This is a genomic window from Buttiauxella noackiae (assembly GCF_000737905.1).
GTDB lineage: Bacteria > Pseudomonadota > Gammaproteobacteria > Enterobacterales > Enterobacteriaceae > Buttiauxella > Buttiauxella noackiae.
On sequence record NZ_JPRU01000002.1, the window covers coordinates 316,986 to 340,710 of the forward strand.

24 protein-coding genes and 1 tRNA gene are annotated in these 23,725 nt (G+C 49.1%); 10 read left to right on the forward strand and 15 right to left on the reverse strand.

Annotated features, from left to right (window positions below; genetic code table 11):
• Positions 1 to 7 precede the first annotated feature (7 nt).
• Together IX31_RS09875 and IX31_RS23735 are read left to right on the forward strand one after the other, a co-directional pair.
• Positions 8 to 1,162, forward strand: a complete 1,155-nt coding sequence (locus IX31_RS09875; protein ID WP_034457682.1) for a PAAR domain-containing protein — start codon at positions 8 to 10, stop codon at positions 1,160 to 1,162.
• The gene (locus IX31_RS23735) at positions 1,152 to 1,415 is read left to right on the forward strand and encodes a hypothetical protein (protein WP_034457684.1); all 264 of its coding nucleotides are present in this window, start codon (positions 1,152 to 1,154) and stop codon (positions 1,413 to 1,415) included. The genes IX31_RS09875 and IX31_RS23735 overlap by 11 nt, the downstream gene beginning before the upstream one ends.
• Before the next feature lie 553 nt (positions 1,416 to 1,968).
• On the opposite strand, the gene IX31_RS09885 is transcribed toward IX31_RS23735, so the two are convergent.
• Positions 1,969 to 2,042, reverse strand: a tRNA-Gly gene (locus tag IX31_RS09885).
• A 211-nt stretch (positions 2,043 to 2,253) separates the two neighbouring features.
• Here IX31_RS09885 and IX31_RS09890 point away from each other — a divergent pair.
• From IX31_RS09890 to IX31_RS09900, 3 genes are all read left to right on the forward strand, one after another.
• Positions 2,254 to 2,952 carry an IclR family transcriptional regulator gene (locus IX31_RS09890; protein ID WP_034457686.1) on the forward strand — a complete coding sequence of 233 codons (699 nt, stop codon included), beginning with the start codon at positions 2,254 to 2,256 and terminating at the stop codon, positions 2,950 to 2,952.
• 104 nt (positions 2,953 to 3,056) lie between these two features.
• On the forward strand, positions 3,057 to 3,458 hold the full coding sequence (locus IX31_RS09895) for a GlcG/HbpS family heme-binding protein (protein WP_034457688.1): 402 nt from the start codon (positions 3,057 to 3,059) through the stop codon (positions 3,456 to 3,458).
• Positions 3,459 to 4,637 carry an MFS transporter gene (locus IX31_RS09900; RefSeq protein ID WP_034457690.1) on the forward strand — a complete coding sequence of 393 codons (1,179 nt, stop codon included), beginning with the start codon at positions 3,459 to 3,461 and terminating at the stop codon, positions 4,635 to 4,637.
• Positions 4,638 to 4,672: 35 nt separating this feature from the next.
• Here IX31_RS09900 and IX31_RS09905 read toward each other — a convergent pair whose 3' ends face one another.
• The 8 genes from IX31_RS09905 to xerD form a co-directional block, all read right to left on the reverse strand.
• Positions 4,673 to 5,872: an MFS transporter gene (locus IX31_RS09905; protein WP_034457692.1), complete on the reverse strand. Its 1,200-nt coding sequence runs from the start codon at positions 5,870 to 5,872 to the stop codon at positions 4,673 to 4,675.
• Positions 5,869 to 7,116 carry a peptidase T gene (gene pepT / locus IX31_RS09910; RefSeq protein ID WP_034457694.1) on the reverse strand — a complete coding sequence of 416 codons (1,248 nt, stop codon included), beginning with the start codon at positions 7,114 to 7,116 and terminating at the stop codon, positions 5,869 to 5,871. The genes IX31_RS09905 and pepT overlap by 4 nt, the downstream gene beginning before the upstream one ends.
• A gap of 220 nt (positions 7,117 to 7,336) precedes the next feature.
• Positions 7,337 to 8,104 carry an amidase activator ActS gene (gene actS / locus IX31_RS09915; RefSeq protein ID WP_034457696.1) on the reverse strand — a complete coding sequence of 256 codons (768 nt, stop codon included), beginning with the start codon at positions 8,102 to 8,104 and terminating at the stop codon, positions 7,337 to 7,339.
• A 71-nt stretch (positions 8,105 to 8,175) separates the two neighbouring features.
• Complete coding sequence (gene lysS / locus IX31_RS09920) at positions 8,176 to 9,690, reverse strand: lysine--tRNA ligase (protein WP_034457697.1); 1,515 nt, start codon at positions 9,688 to 9,690, stop codon at positions 8,176 to 8,178.
• Between the two features lie 9 nt (positions 9,691 to 9,699).
• Positions 9,700 to 10,798, reverse strand: a protein-coding gene (gene prfB, locus IX31_RS09925) for a peptide chain release factor 2 (RefSeq protein ID WP_122974007.1) whose coding sequence is annotated in 2 segments (ribosomal slippage) — positions 9,700 to 10,722 and positions 10,724 to 10,798 — 1,098 coding nt in all. Because the reading frame shifts where the segments join, the coding sequence is not laid out codon by codon here.
• A 96-nt stretch (positions 10,799 to 10,894) separates the two neighbouring features.
• Positions 10,895 to 12,628 (reverse strand): single-stranded-DNA-specific exonuclease RecJ, encoded by a 1,734-nt coding sequence (recJ, locus tag IX31_RS09930; RefSeq protein WP_034457701.1) that lies wholly within the window; start codon positions 12,626 to 12,628, stop codon positions 10,895 to 10,897.
• A gap of 7 nt (positions 12,629 to 12,635) precedes the next feature.
• Entirely contained in the window at positions 12,636 to 13,352 is a 717-nt protein-coding gene (gene dsbC / locus IX31_RS09935) for a bifunctional protein-disulfide isomerase/oxidoreductase DsbC (RefSeq protein ID WP_034457702.1), read from the reverse strand.
• Between the two features lie 24 nt (positions 13,353 to 13,376).
• The gene (gene xerD / locus IX31_RS09940; RefSeq protein WP_034457704.1) at positions 13,377 to 14,273 is read right to left on the reverse strand and encodes a site-specific tyrosine recombinase XerD; all 897 of its coding nucleotides are present in this window, start codon (positions 14,271 to 14,273) and stop codon (positions 13,377 to 13,379) included.
• 100 nt (positions 14,274 to 14,373) lie between these two features.
• Between xerD and fldB the strand changes: the two genes are divergently transcribed.
• Positions 14,374 to 14,895: a flavodoxin FldB gene (gene fldB / locus IX31_RS09945; RefSeq protein WP_034459957.1), complete on the forward strand. Its 522-nt coding sequence runs from the start codon at positions 14,374 to 14,376 to the stop codon at positions 14,893 to 14,895.
• A 7-nt stretch (positions 14,896 to 14,902) separates the two neighbouring features.
• Here fldB and IX31_RS09950 read toward each other — a convergent pair whose 3' ends face one another.
• Positions 14,903 to 15,325, reverse strand: coding sequence for a protein YgfX (locus IX31_RS09950; RefSeq protein WP_034457706.1), 423 nt, complete (start codon positions 15,323 to 15,325; stop codon positions 14,903 to 14,905).
• Entirely contained in the window at positions 15,306 to 15,572 is a 267-nt protein-coding gene (gene sdhE / locus IX31_RS09955; protein ID WP_034457708.1) for an FAD assembly factor SdhE, read from the reverse strand. The genes IX31_RS09950 and sdhE overlap by 20 nt, the downstream gene beginning before the upstream one ends.
• Positions 15,573 to 15,819: 247 nt before the next feature.
• On the opposite strand from sdhE, the gene ygfZ reads away from it, so the two are divergent.
• Positions 15,820 to 16,806 (forward strand): tRNA-modifying protein YgfZ, encoded by a 987-nt coding sequence (ygfZ, locus tag IX31_RS09960; protein ID WP_034457711.1) that lies wholly within the window; start codon positions 15,820 to 15,822, stop codon positions 16,804 to 16,806.
• 40 nt (positions 16,807 to 16,846) lie between these two features.
• Here the strand turns inward: ygfZ and trhA are convergent, their stop codons facing one another.
• Positions 16,847 to 17,500, reverse strand: coding sequence for a PAQR family membrane homeostasis protein TrhA (gene trhA, locus IX31_RS09965; RefSeq protein ID WP_034457713.1), 654 nt, complete (start codon positions 17,498 to 17,500; stop codon positions 16,847 to 16,849).
• A 168-nt stretch (positions 17,501 to 17,668) separates the two neighbouring features.
• On the opposite strand from trhA, the gene IX31_RS09970 reads away from it, so the two are divergent.
• From IX31_RS09970 to IX31_RS09980, 3 genes are all read left to right on the forward strand, one after another.
• Positions 17,669 to 18,277 carry an HD domain-containing protein gene (locus IX31_RS09970; RefSeq protein ID WP_034457715.1) on the forward strand — a complete coding sequence of 203 codons (609 nt, stop codon included), beginning with the start codon at positions 17,669 to 17,671 and terminating at the stop codon, positions 18,275 to 18,277.
• Between the two features lie 15 nt (positions 18,278 to 18,292).
• Positions 18,293 to 19,021, forward strand: a complete 729-nt coding sequence (locus IX31_RS09975) for a MurR/RpiR family transcriptional regulator (protein WP_034457717.1) — start codon at positions 18,293 to 18,295, stop codon at positions 19,019 to 19,021.
• A 164-nt stretch (positions 19,022 to 19,185) separates the two neighbouring features.
• On the forward strand, positions 19,186 to 20,619 hold the full coding sequence (locus IX31_RS09980; RefSeq protein WP_034459961.1) for a 6-phospho-beta-glucosidase: 1,434 nt from the start codon (positions 19,186 to 19,188) through the stop codon (positions 20,617 to 20,619).
• A 43-nt stretch (positions 20,620 to 20,662) separates the two neighbouring features.
• On the opposite strand, the gene IX31_RS09985 is transcribed toward IX31_RS09980, so the two are convergent.
• From IX31_RS09985 to IX31_RS09995, 3 genes are all read right to left on the reverse strand, one after another.
• Complete coding sequence (locus tag IX31_RS09985; RefSeq protein WP_034457719.1) at positions 20,663 to 22,129, reverse strand: sensor histidine kinase; 1,467 nt, start codon at positions 22,127 to 22,129, stop codon at positions 20,663 to 20,665.
• Positions 22,130 to 22,132: 3 nt separating this feature from the next.
• Positions 22,133 to 22,846 carry a response regulator transcription factor gene (locus IX31_RS09990; RefSeq protein WP_034457721.1) on the reverse strand — a complete coding sequence of 238 codons (714 nt, stop codon included), beginning with the start codon at positions 22,844 to 22,846 and terminating at the stop codon, positions 22,133 to 22,135.
• 83 nt (positions 22,847 to 22,929) lie between these two features.
• The gene (locus IX31_RS09995; RefSeq protein ID WP_034457723.1) at positions 22,930 to 23,673 is read right to left on the reverse strand and encodes an SDR family oxidoreductase; all 744 of its coding nucleotides are present in this window, start codon (positions 23,671 to 23,673) and stop codon (positions 22,930 to 22,932) included.
• Between the last annotated feature and the right edge of the window lie 52 nt (positions 23,674 to 23,725).

The following is a 23,725-nucleotide window of genomic DNA, read 5'->3' on the forward strand; positions in this document are numbered from 1 at the left end:
TCCAAAAATGTCTATAGGCTTTTGGGTTGTGAAAGGCGATAAAACAACATGCGGTGGATCGGTACTGACCGGACACCCGAAAGGGAAGCAGATTGGCCCGAATCTAAACAGACAGGCAACAGTAGGCTGTCAGGTATCCTGTGGTAAACATCCAGGCACTTACAGCGTGGCAGGTGGATACCCTGGAGAGTATATTCACGGACAATTAGCCGCCAGTACACTTTACAGCCGCTCTACCTGCCCGTGTAAGTCTTTTTTCATCGCCACCCATACTTTTATGCGGCACGGTCCTTACCAGGCGCCAGTGAAAGCAGCGTTTGCGCCAGTGGCAACGAAAGCAGTATCTGACCCAGTACAAGAGTCGGAACAGCACGCCCAAGTAGCGAAGAAGCAAAACAGCTTTTCTGACACCTGCAAACCCGAAGATAACCCGCTATTGAACGGCGTTTACATCTGGACTGAAACAACAAGTGCAGGTCATGCTTTCGTTTCGGTGCATGAAAATAACAACATCTATCTGTACACCTATGGACGCTATGGACGCACAGACAGAAGCACACTAACAGGGGATGGGATTTTAGATTTCTTCCAAGATGAAGATGCACGGAAGTATTACCGTTACGAACTTTATGAAATGGGTGCTCGTGCATTTCGGATTGATGATGCCGATCCTGAATTAATCCGTAAGTTCTTCGAAAAATTATGGAATAACGGTGTATCACCGATTCAAACACCAAAGATGCAGGATGGCACAATACGAAGAGGCCGCACGATAGATAAGTATGACGTAACAGGGAATAACTGTACCACTCACTCAGTCGAGGGGATCAAGTTTGCTGGATCAAAGGTATTCGAACACGGTTACACCTCCACGACTACGCAACTACCAATCGACATAGAAGAAGATTTCACTATCCCTGTATCACTGCAAAGTTACCTTGAATCAAAGAGTGCAGATTATTCCTCAATGCTCGTTGTCGAGATGACAAGCACGTTCAAGCAGCAGTATCCAAACATTGAGAACAAAAGCCCTCAACCGATGGGAGGAAGTGCAAAAATCCAACAAGCAGCGGCTGATTCTGCTGCCGTTGCTGGCTCAACTTCGCCATACTCAGGCGGCACAGTAGGCGGCTCATTGGGAAGTACATACGATGATGAATAAGAAGTTCTGGATCAGGTGGGTGAGTATCGCGCTGATCTGCATAGCGTATTACGCTATCGTGCTTTACTTCGATCTTGTCTTCGCCCTTAACTTCTCAGAGACAATGAGCCAGGGCGGGGAGTTTACACCTTCTCAATGCACTTGGTTTGTTAAGGAGCTATCGCAAAATCACTCTGATTCAGCGTTAGCCTCTATTGTTGGTTTCGCTGTCTGCGTACCTCTGATCCTGCTCATCTTCAAAAAGGTGAGATGACCGCCAAAGGCTGGAAGTCTCCAGCCTTTTCCCTCTTCCCCCGATTTTAGGCAATAGAAGCCATAAAGCCCCGTTAGTGGTAAGGAGACAAGCGGAGCGTAGCGACTTCATCAGATTGTCAGAGGGATCACACCTTATCAGGGTGCCCGTGTACCGTTAGGAGCGTGAGCGAAGTGCTGGCAGAGCCTGCATGTCGTGTGCAGGTACGTAGCTACGGTTGAGCGCAGCGATTACCACTATCACCTGTTTCCGCAGCCACAAGGCCGCACATCGGGCTTAAATGCATATGATCAATCTGGTGTAAGAGACAATGCCCGGACCAGGCTTTTCCTTCACGTTGTGCTATCGCGGTGTGAGGTTGGAACTGCCGCCGTCGAATAGTTATACTCTTACTTCCATAGTAACTATCCGTGACAACTAACAGTGTACCTCTTGTTGGTAGATCGTCGTTCAATGGTAGAACGATCATAGACAACTTATGTTAAGTAAGTTGTTGATAGCGAAACACATTTAAGCCAGTAGCTGGCGGTGTTTTGCAACAAGAGGAGAGATCTGGAGCGGGTGAAGGGAATCGAACCCTCGTATGCAGCTTGGGAAGCTGCCGTTCTACCATTGAACTACACCCGCTTAGAAGTGCGTAGGCATTATAGACGTTCAGCTTTCACTGGCAAGCGCCTTTTCATTTTACATGGTGGATTATTAAGCGATTGTTTTTATTAGAGGCATGCGAATATTTTAGCCTTGTTGGTAAATCAACTTATTGGCACTCCCCTCCCGTTGTCCCCTCCATCCTATAAGTTCTACAATGGTGAACATTTCAACTGCATAGAGCTTAAAAATGATTGATGAGAACCGCCGCATACAGTCAGTTGAACGCGCGATGGCGATACTTGAAGATATTGCTGCCGCAGGTGGTGTCGCTCGTCTAGCCGATTTATCAGCACGGCTTGATTTAAACAAAAGCACATTACATGGTCTGCTTAACACTCTCTCGGCACTGGGTTACGTAACCCGCAGAGGAACGCATTACGCACTAGGTTTGCGTTTACGGGATATCTCGCAACCTCTGGCGGACGCGGATGAACAATTACGGGAAGTATTTACCCCAGCTTTAATGAGAATGGCGAGATTAAGCGGCGAAACCAGCTATCTGGCAGTCCCTTGTGGCACGCGTGAGTATCTTTATATTGATGCTATCGAAGGGTGTAATAACCTACGGGTAGCCAGTCCACGCGGGCGCCGAGAAGGGTTAACGACCTCAGCTATTGGCAAGATATTTTTAGCTAATGAACCTGGATTAGTGCGCAGTTTGCGACGAGCAAACCTACTGCCTGCAAAACTTGAGCAGGAATTACATACCATCCGCGAGCAAGGTTATGCTCTCGACCTTGAAGAAGCTGAAGTGGGGCTACATTGCCTGGCTATACCGCTTCGTCGGCAAGGATGCGTTATTGCAGCATTAGGCGTAGCAGCTCCAGCCAAACGTTTATGCAAGCCAGCCTTGAAAGCGCTCGCTATCGCATTTAATCAGGATTAGTTCGGCATTATCAAACTTTAGCCTCCAGGCACTCTCCCTGTCTTCACAAATTATTAGCTCACAGCAATCATTGGCAACTCTTTATCACATCAAGGAGTTTTCCAATGTCTGTTTTAAGTGAATCAACCGTTGTGCAAGTGATTGAGCGCGCCCGTAAGCTCGCTCAAGAGATGAACTTTGCTATCAATATCAGCGTGGTGGATGACGCGGGTCTACTGCGTGGTTTTTTGCGCATGGACAACGCCGTCCCTGGCGCCATTGATGTCTCTATTAAGAAAGCACGCACTGCAGCACTGTTCCGCACAGATAGCCTGACTCTTGGTGCAGATGCTCAGCCGGGCGGTGCAATTTATACTCTCGAGTCCACGAACGGTGGGTTAATTAGTTTTGGCGGTGGCGTAGTGCTCTACGATGAACAGAACCACGTAACAGGAGCCGTAGGTATAGCTGGCGCAACGGTAGAAGCCGATCAGATCATTGCGCTGGCCGCAGCCGGGAGAACATAAATGAGCTCGACACATCGCATTCATGCGGGTGTATGGGCCCTTGCAGTTACGGCATTTGCTATTGGTGTGGCGGAGTTTATCGTCGTCGGTGTGCTGCCCGCCATTGCACAAGATTTACATGTGTCGCTGGCGCAGGCCGGAAGCCTGGTCGGAACCTACGCGCTTGCGCTCGCCATTGGCACACCGATTGTCGTTCTTGGGCTTGCACGATTACCGCGCAAACCATTGCTAATGGCGTTAGTGACGACCTTTCTTTTTGGTAACCTGCTATCCGCATTTTCTACCGGCTATCACATGCTATTGCTGGGTCGCATCATCACAGCAATTGCACACGGCAGTTTTTTTGCTATTGGTGCCACTGTTGCTGCCCGATTAGCTGCACCGGGGGCTGCAAGTCGGGCAATTTCCGTTATGTTTGCAGGCCTGACGCTTGCGATGGTTATTGGTGTGCCATTGGGAAGCCTGATGGGTAACGGTCTGGGCTGGCGTTTACCCTTTTTTGGGGTCGCAGTGTTAGCCGCAATTGCTCTGGTGGCAACGGCACGCTGGGTTCCGGCGTTACCCACACAGAAGGCAGCATCGGCGTTTGTACAGCTGTCTGCATTAAAGCAGCCCACGATTCTGGCGATGATGAGTATTACCGTACTCGGCTTTGGTGCGAGTTTTGCAGCCTTCACCTTTATCACCCCTATTTTGACTGGTATTAGTGGGTTTTCGGTTCACACCGCCAGCATGTTATTGGTGATTTTTGGCATAGCCACTTTAGTTGGAAATATGGCGGGAGGACGCTGGGCTGCAAGTCTCGGCTGGCCTACTGCGCTACGTCGTATGCTGCCAGGTTTGATGGCGGTATTTGTGCTCCTGGCATTCAGCCTCTCAAACAAACTGGCTGTTGTACCGCTGCTATTTATTTGGGGTGTGCTGGCATTCGGAATGTCGCCAGGTTTTCAGGCAGGAATGCTGGAAACGGCATCACGCTGGGCCCCTCGCGCAGTGGATTTCGCTTCAGCGTTGAATATTTCGGCTTTTAACCTGGGTATCACTTTGGGGGAAATTTTGGGCAGTGGATTAGTGGCGCAAAACAAGATGTCGATGACCCCATGGGTGGGCATGCTGTTGGTGTTGTTAGCTCAAATCCCCCTACTCTGGCTTACGCGTAAACATAATCAACGCAACTGAGATAAAGGGAAACCTCACGGTTTCCCCTCTCTTTTTTAAGCGTGAGCTACCGATTTTTTCGGGAATACCAGCAGTGCCACGATAGGTGAAACAACCATCAACGCAAACACCCAGATAAAGCCCATTGTGAAGCTACCGGTTGCATCAATCGACCAGCCAATTAATTGACTGTTAGCGGTAGCGATAACGAAAGTGCATACCCAGAATGTCGACATTGTATAGGTAACGGTTTGGGTATTGGCCCCTTTTAGCATCTCTTTTGGGATAGAGAAGATAAAGGCAAACCAGGTCGCAAACACAAAACCCGTCAGGAATGAGCAGACCAGAATAAGAATGTCATTTGTTGCAAACAGCATAATGAAGGTGGTTATCGCCATTACAATGCTGGTGCTAAACAACCAGTTTTTATAATGGTAGCCGCGAGCTTTGAAGAAAGGTCCAACAATGGCACCAAGCATAATACCGACCTGGTTCACGGTACCGCTCAGATGAGCATGTGACTCTGGTGGCAGGTGTGCATATTTGGCGTAGTAAAGTGGCAGGAAGGTGAACATGAAAATCATCATGATCATCGCGCCGACGTACTGGGCAATCATTCCCCACACCACGCGGTTAAAAATCGCATCTTTCATGATGCGCAGTTTATCCGTGCTCCCGTCGTTGCTTGCAGTAGTAACGGCAACCTCTTCATCGGTAAAGAAGATAAGCCACACCACTCCCAGAACCAGCGTGATCACGCCATATACTGCCAGCAGGTTTCTCCAGCCACCAAAGTAGACAGATAAGCTGCCCGCCAGCGTCAACGCGATAATAGTACCGATGATATTGGAGGTGCAGTTCAGGCTGTTGAGTGCAGAGGCGGTTTTGTTATTAAACAAACGTGCCACGGTCGGCACCAATGAAACCAGGCAAATTGCGCCGCCCAGGCCGCCCATAAAGCGAATCACTAACAACAGGTCGAAATTATTAGTCCATGGGATGAATATCGATAACCCGGTAAGCACACAACCCAAAAGATAGGATTTCTTCGCGCCCAGTTGTGCCGTCAGAATTGACGTGCAGAAGGCACCGAGAATTTTCGCCCACAGAATCACATTCGACATCAACGCCGCATGAGAAACATCGATATTAAAATCGGCCATGATTTGCGGCATCACTGCACCGGTTGTCGCCCAGGCTGCGCCAAAAACCATATAAACCGCATACAGAACAAACTCGATTATCCACTTATTCACGCAGAAACCTCCTGAGCGCTCAGAGTGATGATTTCCAGCAGCATTTCGCTTGCCAGGCGCAGGGATTCTGCAGGGAGGAACTCTTTAGTTGAGTGGAAATTATGGGCACCGGTAAAGATATTTACTGTAGGCAAACCAGCTGGAGTGATAACGCTGCCGTCATACCCACCACGCATAATTAACGGCTTCGGCTCGATTCCCAAATTGCGCATTGCTTGCTGAACACTGGCAATAATTTCCGGCTTTTTATCGAGACCCGCTTTAACATTATCGTAGGTATCAGATAGTTCCAGAATGATATTTTCGTGACCGTAGCGACTTTGCAATTGTTCGGTAATTGCCCGCAATGTCGATTTTCTGTTCTGGTAACCCTCTATTTCAAAATCACGCAGTGCAATTTCAAGCGTTGCACTAACGGTATTACCAGAGATTTTATTTACCCAAAAATACCCTTCGCGGCCTTCCGTTAATTCCGGACGCTCATTTTCAGGCAAAGCATTGATAACTTCATTAGCAATGAGCAGAGCATTGACTAATTTACCTTTGGCGCTCATAGGATGAGCCGTCACGCCTTTAAAGGTCATTTTGGCACTACCGGCATACCAGTTTTCAATCACGTATTCACCGATACCACAGCAGTCCAGGCAAATACCAAAATCAGCATTGAGCTGCGCGACATTTAGCGCTTTAGCACCACGAATACCAATTTCTTCATCCGGCAATAACACCAGTTTGATATCGCCATGTTTAAAGCCAGGCGTGGCAATCATATAGCGAATGGCTTCAACTGCCGCCGCAATGGCCGCTTTGTCATCAGCACCCAGCAGGCTGGTGCCGTCGGTGGTGATGATGTCCTGGCCAACGTAGTCCAGTAATTCCGGGAATGCTTCAACGGTAATCGCATCACCAGTCGCAGGCAGCACGATATCTGTACCGTCATAGTTTTTCACGCGTACAGCGTGGGTGTCATTCGCGTTATCTGGCGCTGTGTCGAGATGTGCAAAGAAGACAATGGATGGCATTGCTGGACTATTTGCGGCAAGGCTAAGAACGGTAATAGCATTATCGTTAATGGTGGTCTCAACAGCATTTTCAGTTGCGAAATCACTGGCAACAAGTTGCGCTAATTTATACTGATTTTCACAGCTAGGAAGGTGTTGATTATCTGGAACGGAAGTGGTGTTGATTTTTGTATACCTGATAAAGGTATCTATTATTTGGTCTGCGTTGATACGTGTTGTCATTATTTTCTACTCACCATTAACATGGAATGGTTGATAAATATTACAAATTCATTAAGTGAGTTATATTTTTATAACTTAGTTAATATCCTGAAACATATTTACCATTCATATTATGAATTTAAGTGAGCAGCATTATTAGCCAGGAAAGGATAAGGATGCGTGATAAAGATCAATAGGAATGGTATTTAATAGAAGCCAGAAAATATCTGGCTTCTATTAATTAGCAAGATGGCTTGCTACCTGGAGGAGGTAAGTAGCGCTGTGGATCGATAGCATTTGCACGATAACGAATCTGGAAGTGCAAATTCACCGAATCTGAACCGCTGCTGCCCATAGTAGCAATTTTCTGGCCGGCGCTAACTTTCTGGCTGGTATTTACCAGTGTCGTTTCGTTATGAGCGTAGGCCGTGATGTACTCTTCGTTATGCTTAATCATCACTAAGTTGCCATAACCGCGCAGCTGGTTACCGACGTAAACCACGGTTCCGGCCGCAGAAGCATAAACGGGTTGCCCACGTTTACCGGCTATATCAATACCTTTATTCCCACCGTCACTATCGGAGAATGGCGCAATCACTTTACCCGACGTTGGCCAGAGCCAGCATTTTGAGCCAACCGGAGGAGCAGCGACTTTCGCAACGCTACTTGTGGAAGATGAACGTGGTTTTGAGGTTTTCGCAACGGCTGTTTTCTTCGATGAAGATGAAGAACCAGAGCTACTTTTAACACGGATTTTTTGCCCGATCTCCAGCGTATAAGGAGCAGGAATACCATTAAGGCGAGCCAACTGGCCGACGCTTGTGCCGGTCATACGCGAAATACGCGAGAGTGTGTCACCACGTTTGACGGTATAAACCGAACCGCTGTAGCTACCTGAAGAGGCTTGAGTGGTGCCCGCTTTATTTGATGAGCAAGCGACGAGTAACAGGCTTAGCACCAGGATGACGGCATTCGGTGCCCACTTTCTGACTGTGCTTTCCTTGCGCAAACCAATCCTCGGAATACATTAACTGAGAAGAAGATGTTCCTCCCCGCAGCGCAGGGAGGAACCAGTACAACTTACTTAACCGGGCGCAGAGCCGGGAACAAGATAACGTCGCGGATGGTGTGGCTGTTAGTGAACAGCATAACCATACGGTCGATACCAATACCCAGACCCGCCGTTGGTGGCAAGCCGTGCTCCAGTGCAGTCACGTAGTCTTCGTCGAAGAACATCGCTTCGTCGTCGCCTGCATCTTTTGCAGAAACCTGGTCTGCAAAGCGCTGTGCCTGGTCTTCTGCATCATTAAGCTCGGAGAAGCCATTACCGATTTCACGACCACCGATGAAGAACTCGAAACGGTCAGTGATTTCTGGGTTTTCGTCATTACGACGCGCCAGTGGAGACACCTCTGCCGGGTATTCAGTAATGAAGGTCGGCTGAATCAGATGGCTTTCTGCCACTTCTTCAAAGATCTCAGTCACTACACGGCCCAGGCCCCAGCTCTTCTCAACTTTGATGCCGATAGCTGCTGCGATTTCCAGTGCTTTGCCCATATCGTCCAGATCTGCAATATCAGTTTCCGGGCGGTATTTTTTGATGGCTTCGCGCATGGTCAATTTGGCGAACGGCTGGTCGAAGTCAAAGATCTCTTCGCCATATTTCACTTGCGCAGTACCCAGCACGTCATGTGCCAGAGTACGGAACAGAGATTCGGTCAACTCGATCAGATCTTTGTAATCCGCATACGCCATATAGAGTTCCATCATGGTGAACTCTGGGTTGTGACGCGGAGAAATACCTTCGTTACGGAAGTTACGGTTGATCTCGAATACGCGATCGAAGCCACCAACAACCAGGCGCTTCAGATACAGTTCCGGCGCAATACGCAGGTACATGTCGATATCCAACGCGTTGTGATGCGTGATGAATGGACGCGCAGAGGCACCACCCGGAATCACCTGCATCATTGGCGTTTCCACTTCCATAAAGCCGCGCTCAACCATGAAGTTACGAACGCCAGCCATGATTTGCGAACGAATTTTAAAGGTGTTGCGGGATTCGTCGTTAGAAATCAGATCCAGGTAACGCTGACGGTAGCGCGCTTCCTGATCCTGCAGACCGTGGAATTTGTCCGGCAGCGGGCGCAGCGCTTTGGTCAGCAGACGCAGTTCAGTACAGTGAATAGAAAGCTCACCGGTTTTGGTTTTGAACAGCTTACCGCGCGCACCCAGGATGTCACCGAGGTCCCATTTTTTGAACTGCTCGTTGTAGATGCCTTCTGGCAAATCATCACGCGCAACATAAAGCTGAATGCGACCACCAACATCTTGCAGGGTAACGAAAGACGCTTTACCCATGATTCGGCGAGTCATCATACGACCAGCAACGGCAACTTCGATGCCCAGTTCTTCCAGCTCTTCGTTCTCTTTAGCATCGAAGTCAGCGTGCAATTGGTCTGAGGTATGATCGCGACGGAAATCATTTGGGAAAGCAATGCCCTGCTCGCGCAGGCCTGCCAGCTTCTCGCGGCGTGCTTTCAGTTCATTATTAAGATCGACCGCTTCGGTACCCTGTGCTTGTTGTTCAGACATGTTGGTTCCTCATAACCCTGCTTTCAAACTTGCTTCGATAAATTTGTCCAGATCGCCATCCAGTACCGCCTGCGTGTTACGGGTTTCTACACCTGTACGCAAGTCTTTGATACGGGAGTCGTCCAGTACGTAAGAACGAATCTGGCTGCCCCAGCCGATATCCGATTTATTGTCTTCCAGCGACTGCTTCTCAGCATTCTTCTTCTGCATTTCCAGCTCGTATAACTTCGCCTTCATCTGCTTCATCGCCTGATCTTTGTTCTTATGCTGCGAACGGTCGTTCTGGCACTGAGTCACTGTATTGGTCGGAAGGTGGGTAATACGCACCGCAGATTCTGTACGGTTAACGTGCTGACCACCTGCGCCAGATGCACGATACACATCGATACGCAGATCTGCCGGGTTGATTTCGATATCAATGTCGTCATCCACTTCTGGATAAACGAAGGCGGAGCTAAAGGAGGTGTGGCGACGGCCACCGGAATCGAACGGGCTCTTACGAACCAGACGATGGACGCCAGTTTCAGTTCGCAACCAGCCAAAGGCATATTCGCCCTGAATGCGAATAGTCACGGATTTAATACCGGCAACTTCACCTTCAGACTCTTCAATAATTTCGGTTTTGAAGCCACGAGCTTCTGCCCAACGCAGATACATACGCATCAACATGCTGGCCCAGTCTTGCGCTTCGGTGCCGCCAGAACCTGCCTGAATGTCGATATAACAGTCAGCGCTGTCATATTCGCCGGAGAACATACGACGGAACTCCAGCTGTGCCAGTTTGGCTTCGAGCTGGTCTATCTCAACAATGGTTTCATTGAAGGTATCTTCGTCGTCGGCTTCGATGGCCAATTCCAGCAAGCCGTTAACATCTTCCAGCCCCTGGGTCATTTGGTCTAAGGTGTCGACAATGGCTTCCAGTGAAGAACGCTCTTTACCTAGCGCTTGCGCGCGTTCAGGTTCGTTCCACACATCAGGCTGTTCCAGCTCTGCGTTTACTTCTTCCAGGCGCTCTTTCTTGGCATCATAGTCAAAGATACCCCCTAAGAACGTCGCTGCGCTCAGTGAGGTCCTGGATGCGGTTTTTTACCGGGTTAATTTCAAACATGGTCTGTATTATCTTATGTTGATGACAGAAGACGAAAATGCGGTCGTAGACCGGAAAGTTTACCGGAATTACGCCGCTTTTTATAGTTTTGGTTGGCTAAATCGGCCAGATGTGATCGATTAACAACTGAACGCTGCGATTACCCCGAAACTCATTCACATCAAGCTTAAAGGCCAGTTCAACCTCACGCACGCCATTATCCGGCCAGCATGCGGTATCGACGTTAAAAGCAATGCCGTCAATCAACTGGCCACCGCCGATTGGTTCAACCATCACTTTAAGATGGCGCTCGCCCACCAGCCGTTGTTGTAACAAACGGAATTTACCGTCAAATAATGGCTCCGGGAACATCTGCCCCCACGGCCCGGCATCACGCAGCATCTCAGCGGTTTCCAGTGTTATCTCTTGCGCAGAAATAGCGCCGTCTGACCAAATCACGCCCTGAAGTAATGCGGGATCAAGCCATTCGCCGATCAGATCGCCAAAACGCTGGCGGAACTCTTCAAATTTAGCTTCTTCCAGCGACAAACCTGCAGCCATCGCGTGGCCGCCAAATTTCAGCATCATGCCGGGATACAGAGTATCAAGCCGTTCAAGAGCATCGCGCATATGCAAGCCTTGCACTGAGCGGCCAGAGCCTTTGAGCGTGCCGTCACCGGCAGGCGCAAATGCAATTACCGGGCGGTTAAAGCGCTCTTTGATACGTGAAGCCAGTATTCCGACTACGCCCTGATGCCATTCCGGATGGTACATCGCCAGGCCATATGGCAGCTCATCATGGCTGTGTTCAAGTTGTTGGCACAGAGTTAGTGCTTCAACCTGCATGCCCTGCTCAATCTCTTTACGTGTCTGATTGAGTGCATCCAGCTCATTGGCCAACATACGTGCTTCAGAAATGTTTTCACTGAGCAATAACGCCACACCAACGGACATATCATCCAGGCGCCCTGCCGCATTTAGGCGTGGGCCTAATGCAAAGCCTAAATCGCTGGCTGCAAGTTTTTGCGGCTCACGGTTAGCGACTTCTAACAGAGCTTTAATTCCAGGGCGACACTTGCCGGCGCGAATACGGCTCAAGCCCTGCCAGGTCAAAATGCGGTTGTTGGTATCAAGCGGAACAACATCAGCTACCGTGCCCAACGCCACCAGATCCAGCAGTTCTGCAATGTTTGGAATCGCCAGCCCTTGCTGCTCAAACCAACCACAATCACGCAGATGAGCACGCATTGCCAGCATCAGATAAAAGGCAACGCCAACACCGGCAAGTGATTTTGACGGGAACTCACAATCAACCAAATTTGGGTTAACTATGGCATCAGCCGCCGGAAGTTCAGGCCCCGGTAGGTGATGGTCCGTCACAACTACCGGAATGCCCAGTGCGTGCGCTCGTTCTACACCGCTGTGGGAAGAGATGCCGTTATCGACGGTCAAAATCAGCTGCGCGCCACGCGCATGAGCTTGATCCACCACTTCCGGGCTTAAACCATATCCGTCGTCGAAACGGTTAGGTACAAGATAGCTGACGTTTTGACACCCAAGGCTACGCAGCCCCAGCACGCTTAATGCGGTGCTGGTTGCTCCATCGGCATCAAAATCGCCAACAACGATGATGCGCAAACCTTCACGGAAAGCGTTATGCAGTATCTCAACGGCTTTATCCATGCCATTAAGCTGTTGCCACGAGAGCATTCCCTTCACACTGCGTTCCAGGTCTTGCTCACCGCGCACACCACGGCTGGCGTAAAGACGTTTTAAAAGTGGGTGCAATTGCTGGGGTAACACCACGGATTCATCGACCGTACGGCGGCGAAGTTGTGTTTGCTGTTTCACCCGTTAACTACCCGCCTACATTGGTAAGTTGCTGGTGCGCGTCCAGCATTTGCTTCATCTCTTTCGGCCCCTGGTAGCCTGGAATAACCGTACCGTTACTCAGCACAATCGCAGGCGTCCCCTGGATACCGAACTGCACGCCCAGATTGTAATGGTTCGCGATGTTCATGTCGCAAGTCCCACCCGCGACCGCTTCGCCCTTCATCGCCGCATCGAAAGCTTTTTTAGGATCTTTTGCACACCAGATTGCTTTCATGTCGTTTTCAGTCTGGCTTTGCAGACCCTGGCGCGGGAAGGCCAGGTAACGCACGGTAATACCCAGCGCGTTGTAGTCTTTCATCTCTTCATGCAGCTTGTGGCAATAGCCGCAGGTAATGTCGGTAAACACCGTAATGACGTGTTTCTCTTGCGGCGCTTTATAAACGATCATCTCTTTTTCGAGCGCTTTAAGTTTACCCACCAGCAGCTGATTGGTGACATTAACAGGCTGCGCACCGCTCACATCGTACAGCGGCCCCTGAATAACGTGCTTACCATCTTCGGTTACATACAAAACGCCGCTATCGGTTAAAACCGTTTTCATGCCCGCAACAGGTGCCGACTGAATGTCAGCATTTTGCACGCCTAGCTTAGCAAGAGACTGCTTGATTGCTGCGTCGTCAGCATGAACAAAACCGGACACAGAGACCGCTAATAATGGGAGCAGCCACAAACGCTTTTTCATGATGATTCCTTTATCTTTTACCACTCACGCTCGTGGGTGGTGCTGTTGATGTAGCTTGCGTAAACGTTCGGTTGCTACATGCGTATAAATTTGGGTTGTGGACAAATCACTGTGCCCAAGCAACATCTGTACGACTCGTAAATCCGCCCCATGGTTCAGTAAATGCGTGGCAAATGCGTGTCGCAGAACGTGCGGTGACAGCTTTTCGCTGTCGATTCCGGCCTGCACCGCATAGTGTTTAATGCGATGCCAGAATGTCTGGCGCGTCATTTGTTGGGCTCGATTACTAGGGAAAACAGTATCAATCGACACGCCATTGAGCAGCCATGGTCGCCCATGTTCCAGATAGTTTTCCAGCCAGTAAACGGCTTCTTCACCCATTGGAACCAGACGCTCTTTATTACCTTTACCGATGACCCGTACAACTCCTTGACGTAGGCTGACATCACTCATCGTCAGCCCAACTAACTCCGATACACGCAGCCCAGTAGCATACAATAATTCGAGCATCGCCTTGTCACGCAGCTCGATTGGCTGATCAATACAAGGAGCTTGCAGCAGACGTTCTACCTGCGCTTCACTTAAATCTTTCGGCAAACGTTGTGGTAGTTTTGGCGATGAAAGCATCACGCTCGGGTCATCTTCGCGTAATTTTTCGCGGTAGAGATATTGAAACAACCGACGAATCGCGCTCAGCATACGCGCTGAACTTGTTGCTTTATAGCCACCTTCAAGACGTTCAGCAAACAGCGACTGCAAATCGCCAGTTTGCACATTCAACAGGCTCAGAGAGTGACGTTCCAGCCACTCCGCAACCATCTTCAGATCCCGACGGTAGGAGTCTAGCGTGTTTTGTGCCAGATTCCGCTCAAGCCAGAGCGCATCAAGAAATTGTTCGATTCGGGCCAGATCCTGTTCCACTGCAGCCTCACATTTGGCGAATTGTGTCCATTATGCATGATGCACAATGGGATCTGATACACTTGCAATCCTGCACGTTTTTAAAAGAGTTGTTAACGCGATGAACATTGGCCTTTTTTATGGCTCCAGCACTTGTTACACCGAAATGGCTGCCGAAAAAATTCGTGACATCATTGGCCCTGAACTGGTGACACTGCACAATCTGAAAGATGATTCACCCGCCATGATGGAACAATACGATGTGTTAATTCTCGGTATCCCCACCTGGGATTTCGGCGAATTACAGGAAGACTGGGAAGCCATCTGGGATCAACTGGATAATCTGCATCTTGAAGGCAAACCGGTGGCACTTTATGGCATGGGCGATCAGCTCGGCTACGGTGAATGGTTCCTTGATGCTTTGGGCATGCTGCACGACAAACTTGCCCCACGCGGCGCTCAGTTTATTGGCTATTGGCCAACAGAAGGCTACGAGTTTACTAGCCCGAAACCGGTTATTGCCGATGGGCAACTGTTCGTAGGCCTGGCGCTTGATGAAACTAATCAGTACGATTTAAGCGATGAGCGAATCGAAACCTGGTGTGAGCAAATTCTTGCAGAAATGGCTGAACATTTTGCCTGAAAGCTAATTAAGCTTCCCCACTTCCACTCGCCTGTTGTTGCAGCATCAGGCGACGCAAATCACGCCACTCACCTGTATCCATGCTGTCGGCAGACAGCCATAAATGCTGGCAGCGTTTGCGCCCGGCACGACGTAAGCGCAGCATCATGCCACTGCGTAAAACCCAAGGGGAACCAACGATTTCCCACTCCTGGTTTTGCCAACGCAGATGGTAATCGGTCAGAAGTTTCATTTCGCCCTGGCAGGCATGAATGCGCCGCTGGCTGCGCACACTGTCAAATACAACCAGCGAAAGTAGCAGCATCCAGATTAGCGTATAGCTCATCGGCCACGGTATCAGCAGCACTAACAGGGCAACCAGACCGTGAGCCAATAGAGACAGCCATTGTGCACGCCAGGAGACGCGAAGATCAGATTGCCACAGGACCACGTTCTTTATTCCGTGTCTGAATCAGTGTCACCATTCGTTGCAGCTCTGTATCTACTGGTTTGCCATGATTCATTAACCAATTGAACAGGTCTGGATCATCGCTTTCGAGCAAACGGACAAACAACTGCTTATCCTCAGTGCTTAACGAGTCATATTCATATTCGAAGAATGGCATAATCGAAATATCCAGCTCGCGCATTCCCCGGCGGCACGCCCAATGAATTCGGGCTTTGTTATTGATATCCATGTGCTCTTTCCTGGTTCTCTGACAAAGTAGGTACAAATGTTAGTGTAACGTGTTTTTATGGCACGCATTAAATGAATGTTACCGTTTGCGCGCTTTATCGAAAGAAAAATCTGTAATGCGTTGCAGTGGCATTAACCTTGCGAGAAAACTCGCAAGCGCACAACTCGCGTAATCAAACTGCTTGCATTGCCAGATGGCTCTTTTACCATTGAGCCAATTCATTTGCTCAAAACCCAGGGACATAACTATGGCTTTCACTCCATTTCCTCCGCGTCAGCCTACAGCCGCAGCTCGTCTGCCGCTAACACTCATGACTCTTGATGATTGGGCACTGGCAAGCGTGACAGGCAAAGATGCAGAAACCTATCTACAAGGCCAGGTCACGGCTGACGTTGCACAACTGGCTGCCAACCAGCACACGCTTTGCGCGCATTGTGACGCGAAAGGAAAAATGTGGAGCAACTTGCGTCTGTTCCATCGTGGCGAGGGTTATGCCTTGATTGAGCGCCGCAACCTGCGTGATGCGCAGCTTGTTGAGCTAAAAAAATATGCAGTATTTTCTAAAGTCACCATTGCTCCAGATGATGAAAGCGTGCTGATGGGCGTTGCAGGTTTCCAGGCTCGTGCTGCGCTAGCTAATCTATTTGCTACTCTGCCGGATGCAGAGAATCCGGTTGTACAAGAAGGTGCGACCACGCTCCTATGGTTCAACTTACCTGCCGAGCGTTTCATGCTGGTTACAGATGAATCTACCGCCCAATTACTGGCCGAAAAATTACAGGGCGAAGCACAGCGTAACGACAGCCAGCAATGGCTAGCTCTGGAGATTGAAGCTGGTATTCCGGTGATTGAACCTGTCAATAGTGCGCAGTTCATCCCGCAGGCAACAAATCTTCAGGCGCTGGGCGGAATCAGCTTCAAAAAAGGTTGTTACACCGGCCAGGAAATGGTGGCTCGGGCGAAATTCCGTGGCGCTAACAAGCGTGCTCTGTGGTATCTCGCAGGCAAAGCCAGTCGTTTACCGGAAGCCGGTGAAGATCTGGAGTTGAAAATGGGTGATAACTGGCGTCGTACCGGGACGGTACTTGCAGCCAGTCAGCTTGATGATGGGCGCGTACTGGTGCAGGTTGTGATGAACAACGATCTGGAAGCCAATAGCGTACTGCGCGTTCGCGACGATAACGGCAGCGAGCTTGTTATTGAGCGGCTGCCTTATTCATTAGAAGATGAGTAATTCTGATTAACTGTCGCTCCCTGTTCGGGGGGCGACAGATTTAATGGATATACAAATAAATTGCTAGGAAGTGGCAAAAACTGCCGCCCAGCACGAAGCCATGCCAGATAGCATGATTATAAGGAATTCGTTCACAGGCGTAGAAAATAACGCCTAACGAGTAAATCACGCCGCCTAGAGCCAGAAGCGTTACGCTGCCCGGAGCAAGTTTGATTACCATCTGGTAAATCACCACCAGCGATAACCAGCCCATCAGCAGATAAGTCACCAACGACAAAACCTCAAAGCGATGCGCGATGGTCAGCTTAAAGAGAATACCTACTAGTGCCAGGCCCCAGATAACAATCATCAGCCCGCGCGCCAGAGGCGAGTCCAGCCCGACGAGTAAAAAGGGTGTGTAAGTCCCTGCTATCAGTAAATAGATCGCGCAGTGATCAAAGGTCTTCAACCAACGCTTAGCGCGTTGATGGGGAACCGCGTGATAAAGCGTTGAAGCGAGAAACAGCAAAATCATGCTACCACCGTACAGGCTATAACTGGTTATCGCTGTCACGCTTGCGTTGGTATCAAACGCCTGTACTAGTAATAAAATCAGCCCGACGATCCCAAAAACCAGCCCTATACCGTGGCTAATACTATTGGCGATTTCCTCCGCCATTGAATATCCTTTCACTATCAATGGTTTGTCAACCATATGGCAACTCCCGGTGAGACAAAATGGATAATGCTTAGCACACTCAAATTGAAGTATGACCGGAACAGCATAACTGAGAATGATTCCAGCTAACACCTGTACGCTAAAATAAATACATCAGAGCTTATAACGATATCGATACAATAAATTCACACAAATAATTTACTAATGGAGCACAGGATGACGCAGCTAGCTTTTGGCGCAATGAGTGAAGTGATTAACTTTCTGATGGAGATCGACAAGCTGAAACTTGTTGAGCGTCGCACTAAGATTATCGGTCATGGTCGCCCCGAGAACTCAGCTGAACATAGCTGGCATTTTGCCGTAGCAGCCATAAGTCTTGCTCCCTTCGCGCCAGAAAATGTTGATATTTCCCGTGTCGTCCAGATGGCATTACTACATGATATCGTCGAGATTGATGTCGGTGATGTCCTGGTTTATGACCTTGCCGCTCGCGCAGCCATTGCCGAGAAAGAAGCCGTCGCAGCTGAAAGGTTGTTTGGTTTGTTACCCAAACCACAGAGCACTCTGTTTTTACAGCTCTGGCAGGAATATGAAGCTGGTGCCACAGCCGATTCTCGCTTCGCAGGTGCGCTCGATAGAATCCTGCCTATCCTGCAAAATTTGCATAACGAAGGGCAAAGCTGGCGTGAGAATGGAATTTCGCTTGAACAAGTATTGAAGCGCAACGCGCTGGTGGGCGAAAGCTGGCCCGATTTATGGCAACATGTCGTCGGTCATTTATATTCAGCGCAAGAAAAAGGCTGGTTAATTTAATTCAGGAAGACCCAGATGTTTACTCATGCAGCAATTGCCAATCTCAATGGCCTGGAAATGTTGGTCTATAACTTTGTCATCAAAAATCGTGACAAAGTGATGTACATGACAATCCGCGAGTTGGCTGATGCGGTGGGCGTTTCCACGACGACAGTGCTGCGTTTTTGCCGCAAGCTGAACTGCGAAGGCTATTCTGAATTTCGTGTGCGCTTTAAATTGTACCTTGAACAAAATGATGAGCAGCTGGTTAATTTTGGCCCGAGTGAAATAATCAGCTTTTTTAAAAGTACCAACAATGAAGAATTTGATAATTTAATTGATCAGGCAGTTGATATAATTTGCTCATCCGAACGAATTATATTTGTCGGAGCAGGGACTTCTGGTGCTTTAGCTAAATATGGTGCACGTTTCTTTTCTAATGTCGGAAAATTTAGTAACCATATTGATGACCCTTATTTCCCAGTCACTAATGACATGGCGAAAAATGCCCTGGCAATTGTGCTTTCTGTTTCTGGCGAAACAGAAGAGATCCTGCGTTTCGCCAGCCAGTTTAGCCTGCACAACTGTAAAGTGCTCTCCATTACCAGCCACGAGAACTCAGCGCTGGCAAAGCTTGCGGACTTTAATATCTCCTGGCACATTCCCCTTACACGCGTCGGTGGGGTGTATGACATCACCACGCAAATCCCGGTCATTTATATTTTAGAAACCATCGGCCGTAAATTGGCTAAGAAGATGGCATAAAAAACAGCCTGTTTTTTTCATGTAACAAATCACATAAACCGTGATTTGTTATATCGTGACAATTAAATCTCATTTGCTAGACTCCAGACCAGAGTTTATTAATGCACTGCCATTTTGTGATGTATTCCACATTATTTCTGGCACTGACTGTGAGATTACAAAATATGAAAAAACTGACTTTACCTAAAGATTTTTTATGGGGCGGTGCAGTTGCTGCACACCAGGTTGAAGGTGGCTGGAACAAAGAAGGTAAAGGCCCAAGTATTTGTGATGTGCTAACCGGTGGCGCGCATGGCGTACCGCGTGAAATCACTCAGGAAGTTATCCCCGGCAAATATTACCCGAACCATGAAGCCATTGATTTTCATGGACGTTACAAAGAAGACATCGCACTGTTTGCAGAAATGGGCTTCAAATGCTTCCGCACCTCAATCGCCTGGACGCGTATTTTCCCTAAAGGCGACGAACTGCAGCCGAATGAAGAAGGGCTGAAATTCTACGATGATATGTTCGATGAGCTGCTGAAATACAACATCGAGCCGGTAATCACCCTATCCCACTTTGAAATGCCTCACTATCTGGTGACTGAATACGGTGGCTGGACCAATCGTAAAGTGGTCGATTTTTTTGTTCGCTTTGCTGAAGTCGTATTCGAGCGCTACAAAAGCAAAGTGAAATACTGGATGACCTTTAACGAGATCAACAACCAACGTAACTGGCGTGCGCCGCTGTTCGGTTATTGCTGCTCTGGCGTGGTTTATACCGAGCACGATAACCCGGAAGAAGTGATGTACCAGGTATTGCACCACCAGTTCGTGGCCAGTGCTATGGCGGTGAAAATTGGTCACCGTATCAATCCTGAGATGCAAATTGGCTGCATGCTGGCGATGGTGCCGCTATATCCTTTCTCCTGCAAACCAGAAGATCAAATGTACGCACAGGAATCCATGCGCGAACGTTATGTCTTCACCGACGTACAACTGCGTGGTTACTACCCGTCTTATGTGTTGAACGAGTGGGAGCGCCGCGAATTCAATATCAAAATGGAAGCAGGCGACGAGCAAATCCTGCGTGAAGGCGTATGCGATTACCTCGGCTTCAGCTATTACATGACTAACGCCGTGAAGGCTGAAGGCGGTAGTGGTGATGCGTTATCTGGCTTCCAGGGCAGCGTACCGAACCCACACGTTAAAGCGTCTGATTGGGGCTGGCAAATTGACCCGGTTGGCCTGCGTTATGCACTGTGTGAGTTGTATGAACGCTACCAGAAACCACTGTTCATCGTTGAGAATGGTTTTGGCGCTTACGACAAAGTGGAAGAAGATGGCTCAATCGACGACGATTACCGCATTGATTATCTGAAAGCTCACGTTTCCGAAATGATGAAAGCGGTCACGTATGACGGCGTAGATTTGATGGGATATACCCCATGGGGCTGCATTGACTGCGTTTCGTTCACCACCGGTCAGTACAGCAAACGCTACGGCTTTATCTATGTGAACAAGCACGATGACGGTACTGGCGATATGTCACGCTCACGTAAGAAAAGCTTTAACTGGTACAAAGAAGTGATTTCCAGTAACGGCGAAAATCTTTGATTAATTTGCTCGATATAACGCCCCATTTTTGGGGCGTTATAATTCAGGTAGGTAATCCAAAACGGAAGCAGGCACCAGTTTCAGGCCCTTCCACCAGCGCAATATCGCTACCATGTAGCTGTAACATCTGGCGCACTATCATCAGCCCTAATCCACCTACTCTGATGTGCGACTGATTAACAATAGACGGGCGCACAAACAGCCCCTCTTTGAGCTCCTGTGGGATCCCTGGCCCATTATCGCTTATTTGCACCATCACTTTTTCATCCTCTTTCCACAGGCGAACCGCGACAGTTCCCTGCTCTGGCGTATGGCGAATTGCGTTGTCGAGCAAGTTAGTCAGCACCCGCTCAATCATCCCCAAATCTGCATCAATCAACGGCAAACCAGGTTGAATATCAGCCACCAGTTGCAATTGACGAGTTTGCGTCATAAGTTCGAATTTCTGGAAGACATCCTGCAACAGTTCACTCAGGCAAAAATGCTCTTTTTGTGGTTTCACCACACCGTATTCGAGGCGGGCTAACTCAAACAATGATTGTGCGAGGGTACGTACTTTCTGGCTCTGCGCTAAAGCAATTTCCAGATACCGCTTTTTCTCAGCTTCGGAAAGTGTTGCGGACATAACAGATAAGCTTTCCAGATAACCGTGAAGTGAGGTCAACGGTGTGCGCAGATCATGAGAAATATTGGCGATAAATTCACGGCGCAGCTGGTCTTGTTGCGAAAGGCGGTGCCACTGTTCTGAAATCCGCCGCGCCATCATGATAACTCCCTGGCGTAACAGGCTAATTTCATCATTGCTCTCTACTTTTTCGCAAGGGAGTGCAGCCATAGCCTGCATTTCTGCCATGCCACCGGTTTCCAGCGCATTCACCTGGCGTGAAAGCGAGCGCAGTGGCCGGGTAATCCAGCGAAATGCCAGTCCCCCAACAATCAAACCCAGTAATGCAACCAGGCTTATCGAGAGCAAAACCACTTTAAACAACGTGTTCGACTGCGCGTCGCTGGCAAGCGCATTGTAATTTTCACCCAGCAAAATGACATATAGATAGCCTTTCACCTGTCCGTTTTGCCGCATAGGTGCCACGCTAAACACTTTTTTGCCATCAAGACTGCGTGGATCATCACCATAGATCGGATATTGCCGATCGTTAAGAGCTAACTGGATCGGCGCCAGATCGACTTGATGGCGTTTAATATGATCCGGCGGTGCGCCATCGCCAATAATATTGCCTTGTTCATCTAACAGATAAACTTCAACGCTCGGGTTTACCGTCATCAAATGATCGAACAAAGTCCGCACTGAATCATTATTCAGGCCATCTTGTCCAAGAAGTGGATAGCTTTGGTTGATGTGTTCGGCGAGTGAGCCGGAAAGTTGTTGAATCATCGCCTGGCTGTACTGCGTGCTGGTGCGAATTTGCACCCACCCCAACAACGAGCAAGAAGTGATAAGCAGTAACGCAAAAACCAGAGTCAGGCGCTGTGAGAGAGTGAGTTTTCGCATGATTTACTCGTGTCGCGGTGCGATGAATTTATACCCTTTTCCCCACACCGTCAGAATGAATTCAGGCTCTGCAGGGTTATCTTCAATCTTGATGCGCAGCCGATTGATATGCGTGTTTACCGTATGTTCATAGCCTTCGTGTTGATAGCCCCAAACCTGGTTGAGCAAATTCAGTCTGGAAAAGACTTTGCCAGGGTGTTTGGCAAAAAACCACAGCAAATCAAACTCACGAGGCGTCAGTTCAACAGGTTGTTCTCTGAGGCGCACATCTCGCGCAAGCGGATCAATTGTAAGTCGGTCAAAAGTCAGTGTTCCTGCATCCTGCATGAGGTTCTGGCTCATCGCTTCCTGGCGGCGGAAAAGTGCTTTAACGCGCGCGACAAGTTCCAGCATCGAAAAAGGCTTTGCCAGATAATCATCGGCACCGAGCTCCAGCCCTAAAACCCGGTGCGTTTCACTGGATCGCGCGCTTATCATCACAATCGGCGTATAACGCGTCATGGTGCGGGCGTGGCGGCAGATTTCCAGTCCATCAACACCCGGAAGCATAAGATCCAAAATCAGTGCATCCCAGCCCCCCTGCTTGAGTAGTTGCAATCCCTGAGTGCCATCTGCCGCATGGACAAGCTCATAGCCTTCTTCTCGCAAATGGAGTTGCAGAAGTTCAGCAATATTTTCGTCATCCTCGACGATGAGCAGTTTTTTCGCCTGATTCACTAACTGACTCCCGCGCTTATTTGGTGTTAAAAGTCTACACAACAAGTGCGCGGGAAGTTGTCACATTTTGTTGAAGATTGGCGCTACTTTCCGCCCGCTAAATCCAGGAAACTCCCCGTCACGTAAGATGCATTATCACTAAGCAACCAGACGATGGCCTGTGCGACCTCTTCTGGCTGGCCGCCACGTTTCATCGGCAAAAGATCTTTTACGCGATCAACACGCCCGGCTTCACCGCCAGAAGCATGCATTTCGGTATAGATGAAACCAGGGCGCACGCCATTTACACGAATGCCCTGCGCTGCAACTTCCACTGACAGCCCGGTGGTTAACGTATCCACCGCACCTTTTGACGCCGCATAATCAACATATTCACCTGGCGCACCTAAACGTGACGCAGCAGACGAAACATTAACAATCGCGCCCCCCTTTCCACCGTGGCGAAACGCCATGCGTTTTACGGCTTCCCGGCAACAGAGAAAATAACCGGTGATGTTAGTCGCCATCACGCGATTGATTCGGTCTGCTGTCAGTTCTTCGATGGTGGATTGCTGGAACAAGATCCCGGCGTTATTGACCAGCGCGGTCACTGGCCCCAAAGCATTGTCGATTTCAGCGAACATCGCCATCACTTGCAGTTCATCGGCGATATCCGCTTTGATGGCAAGCGCCTCGCCGCTATGCGCACGAATAATACTCACCACTTCATCAGCGGCTTGTTTATTTTGCAGAAAATTAACCACGACTTTGTAGCCAGCCTGTGCCAACAGGATAGCGGTCGCCCTGCCTATGCCACGACTTGCGCCCGTTACCAAAACCACGCCCATTTTGCCTCCTGATTTACAGATAAAACAAAGGGCACCGAAGTGCCCTTAAGAG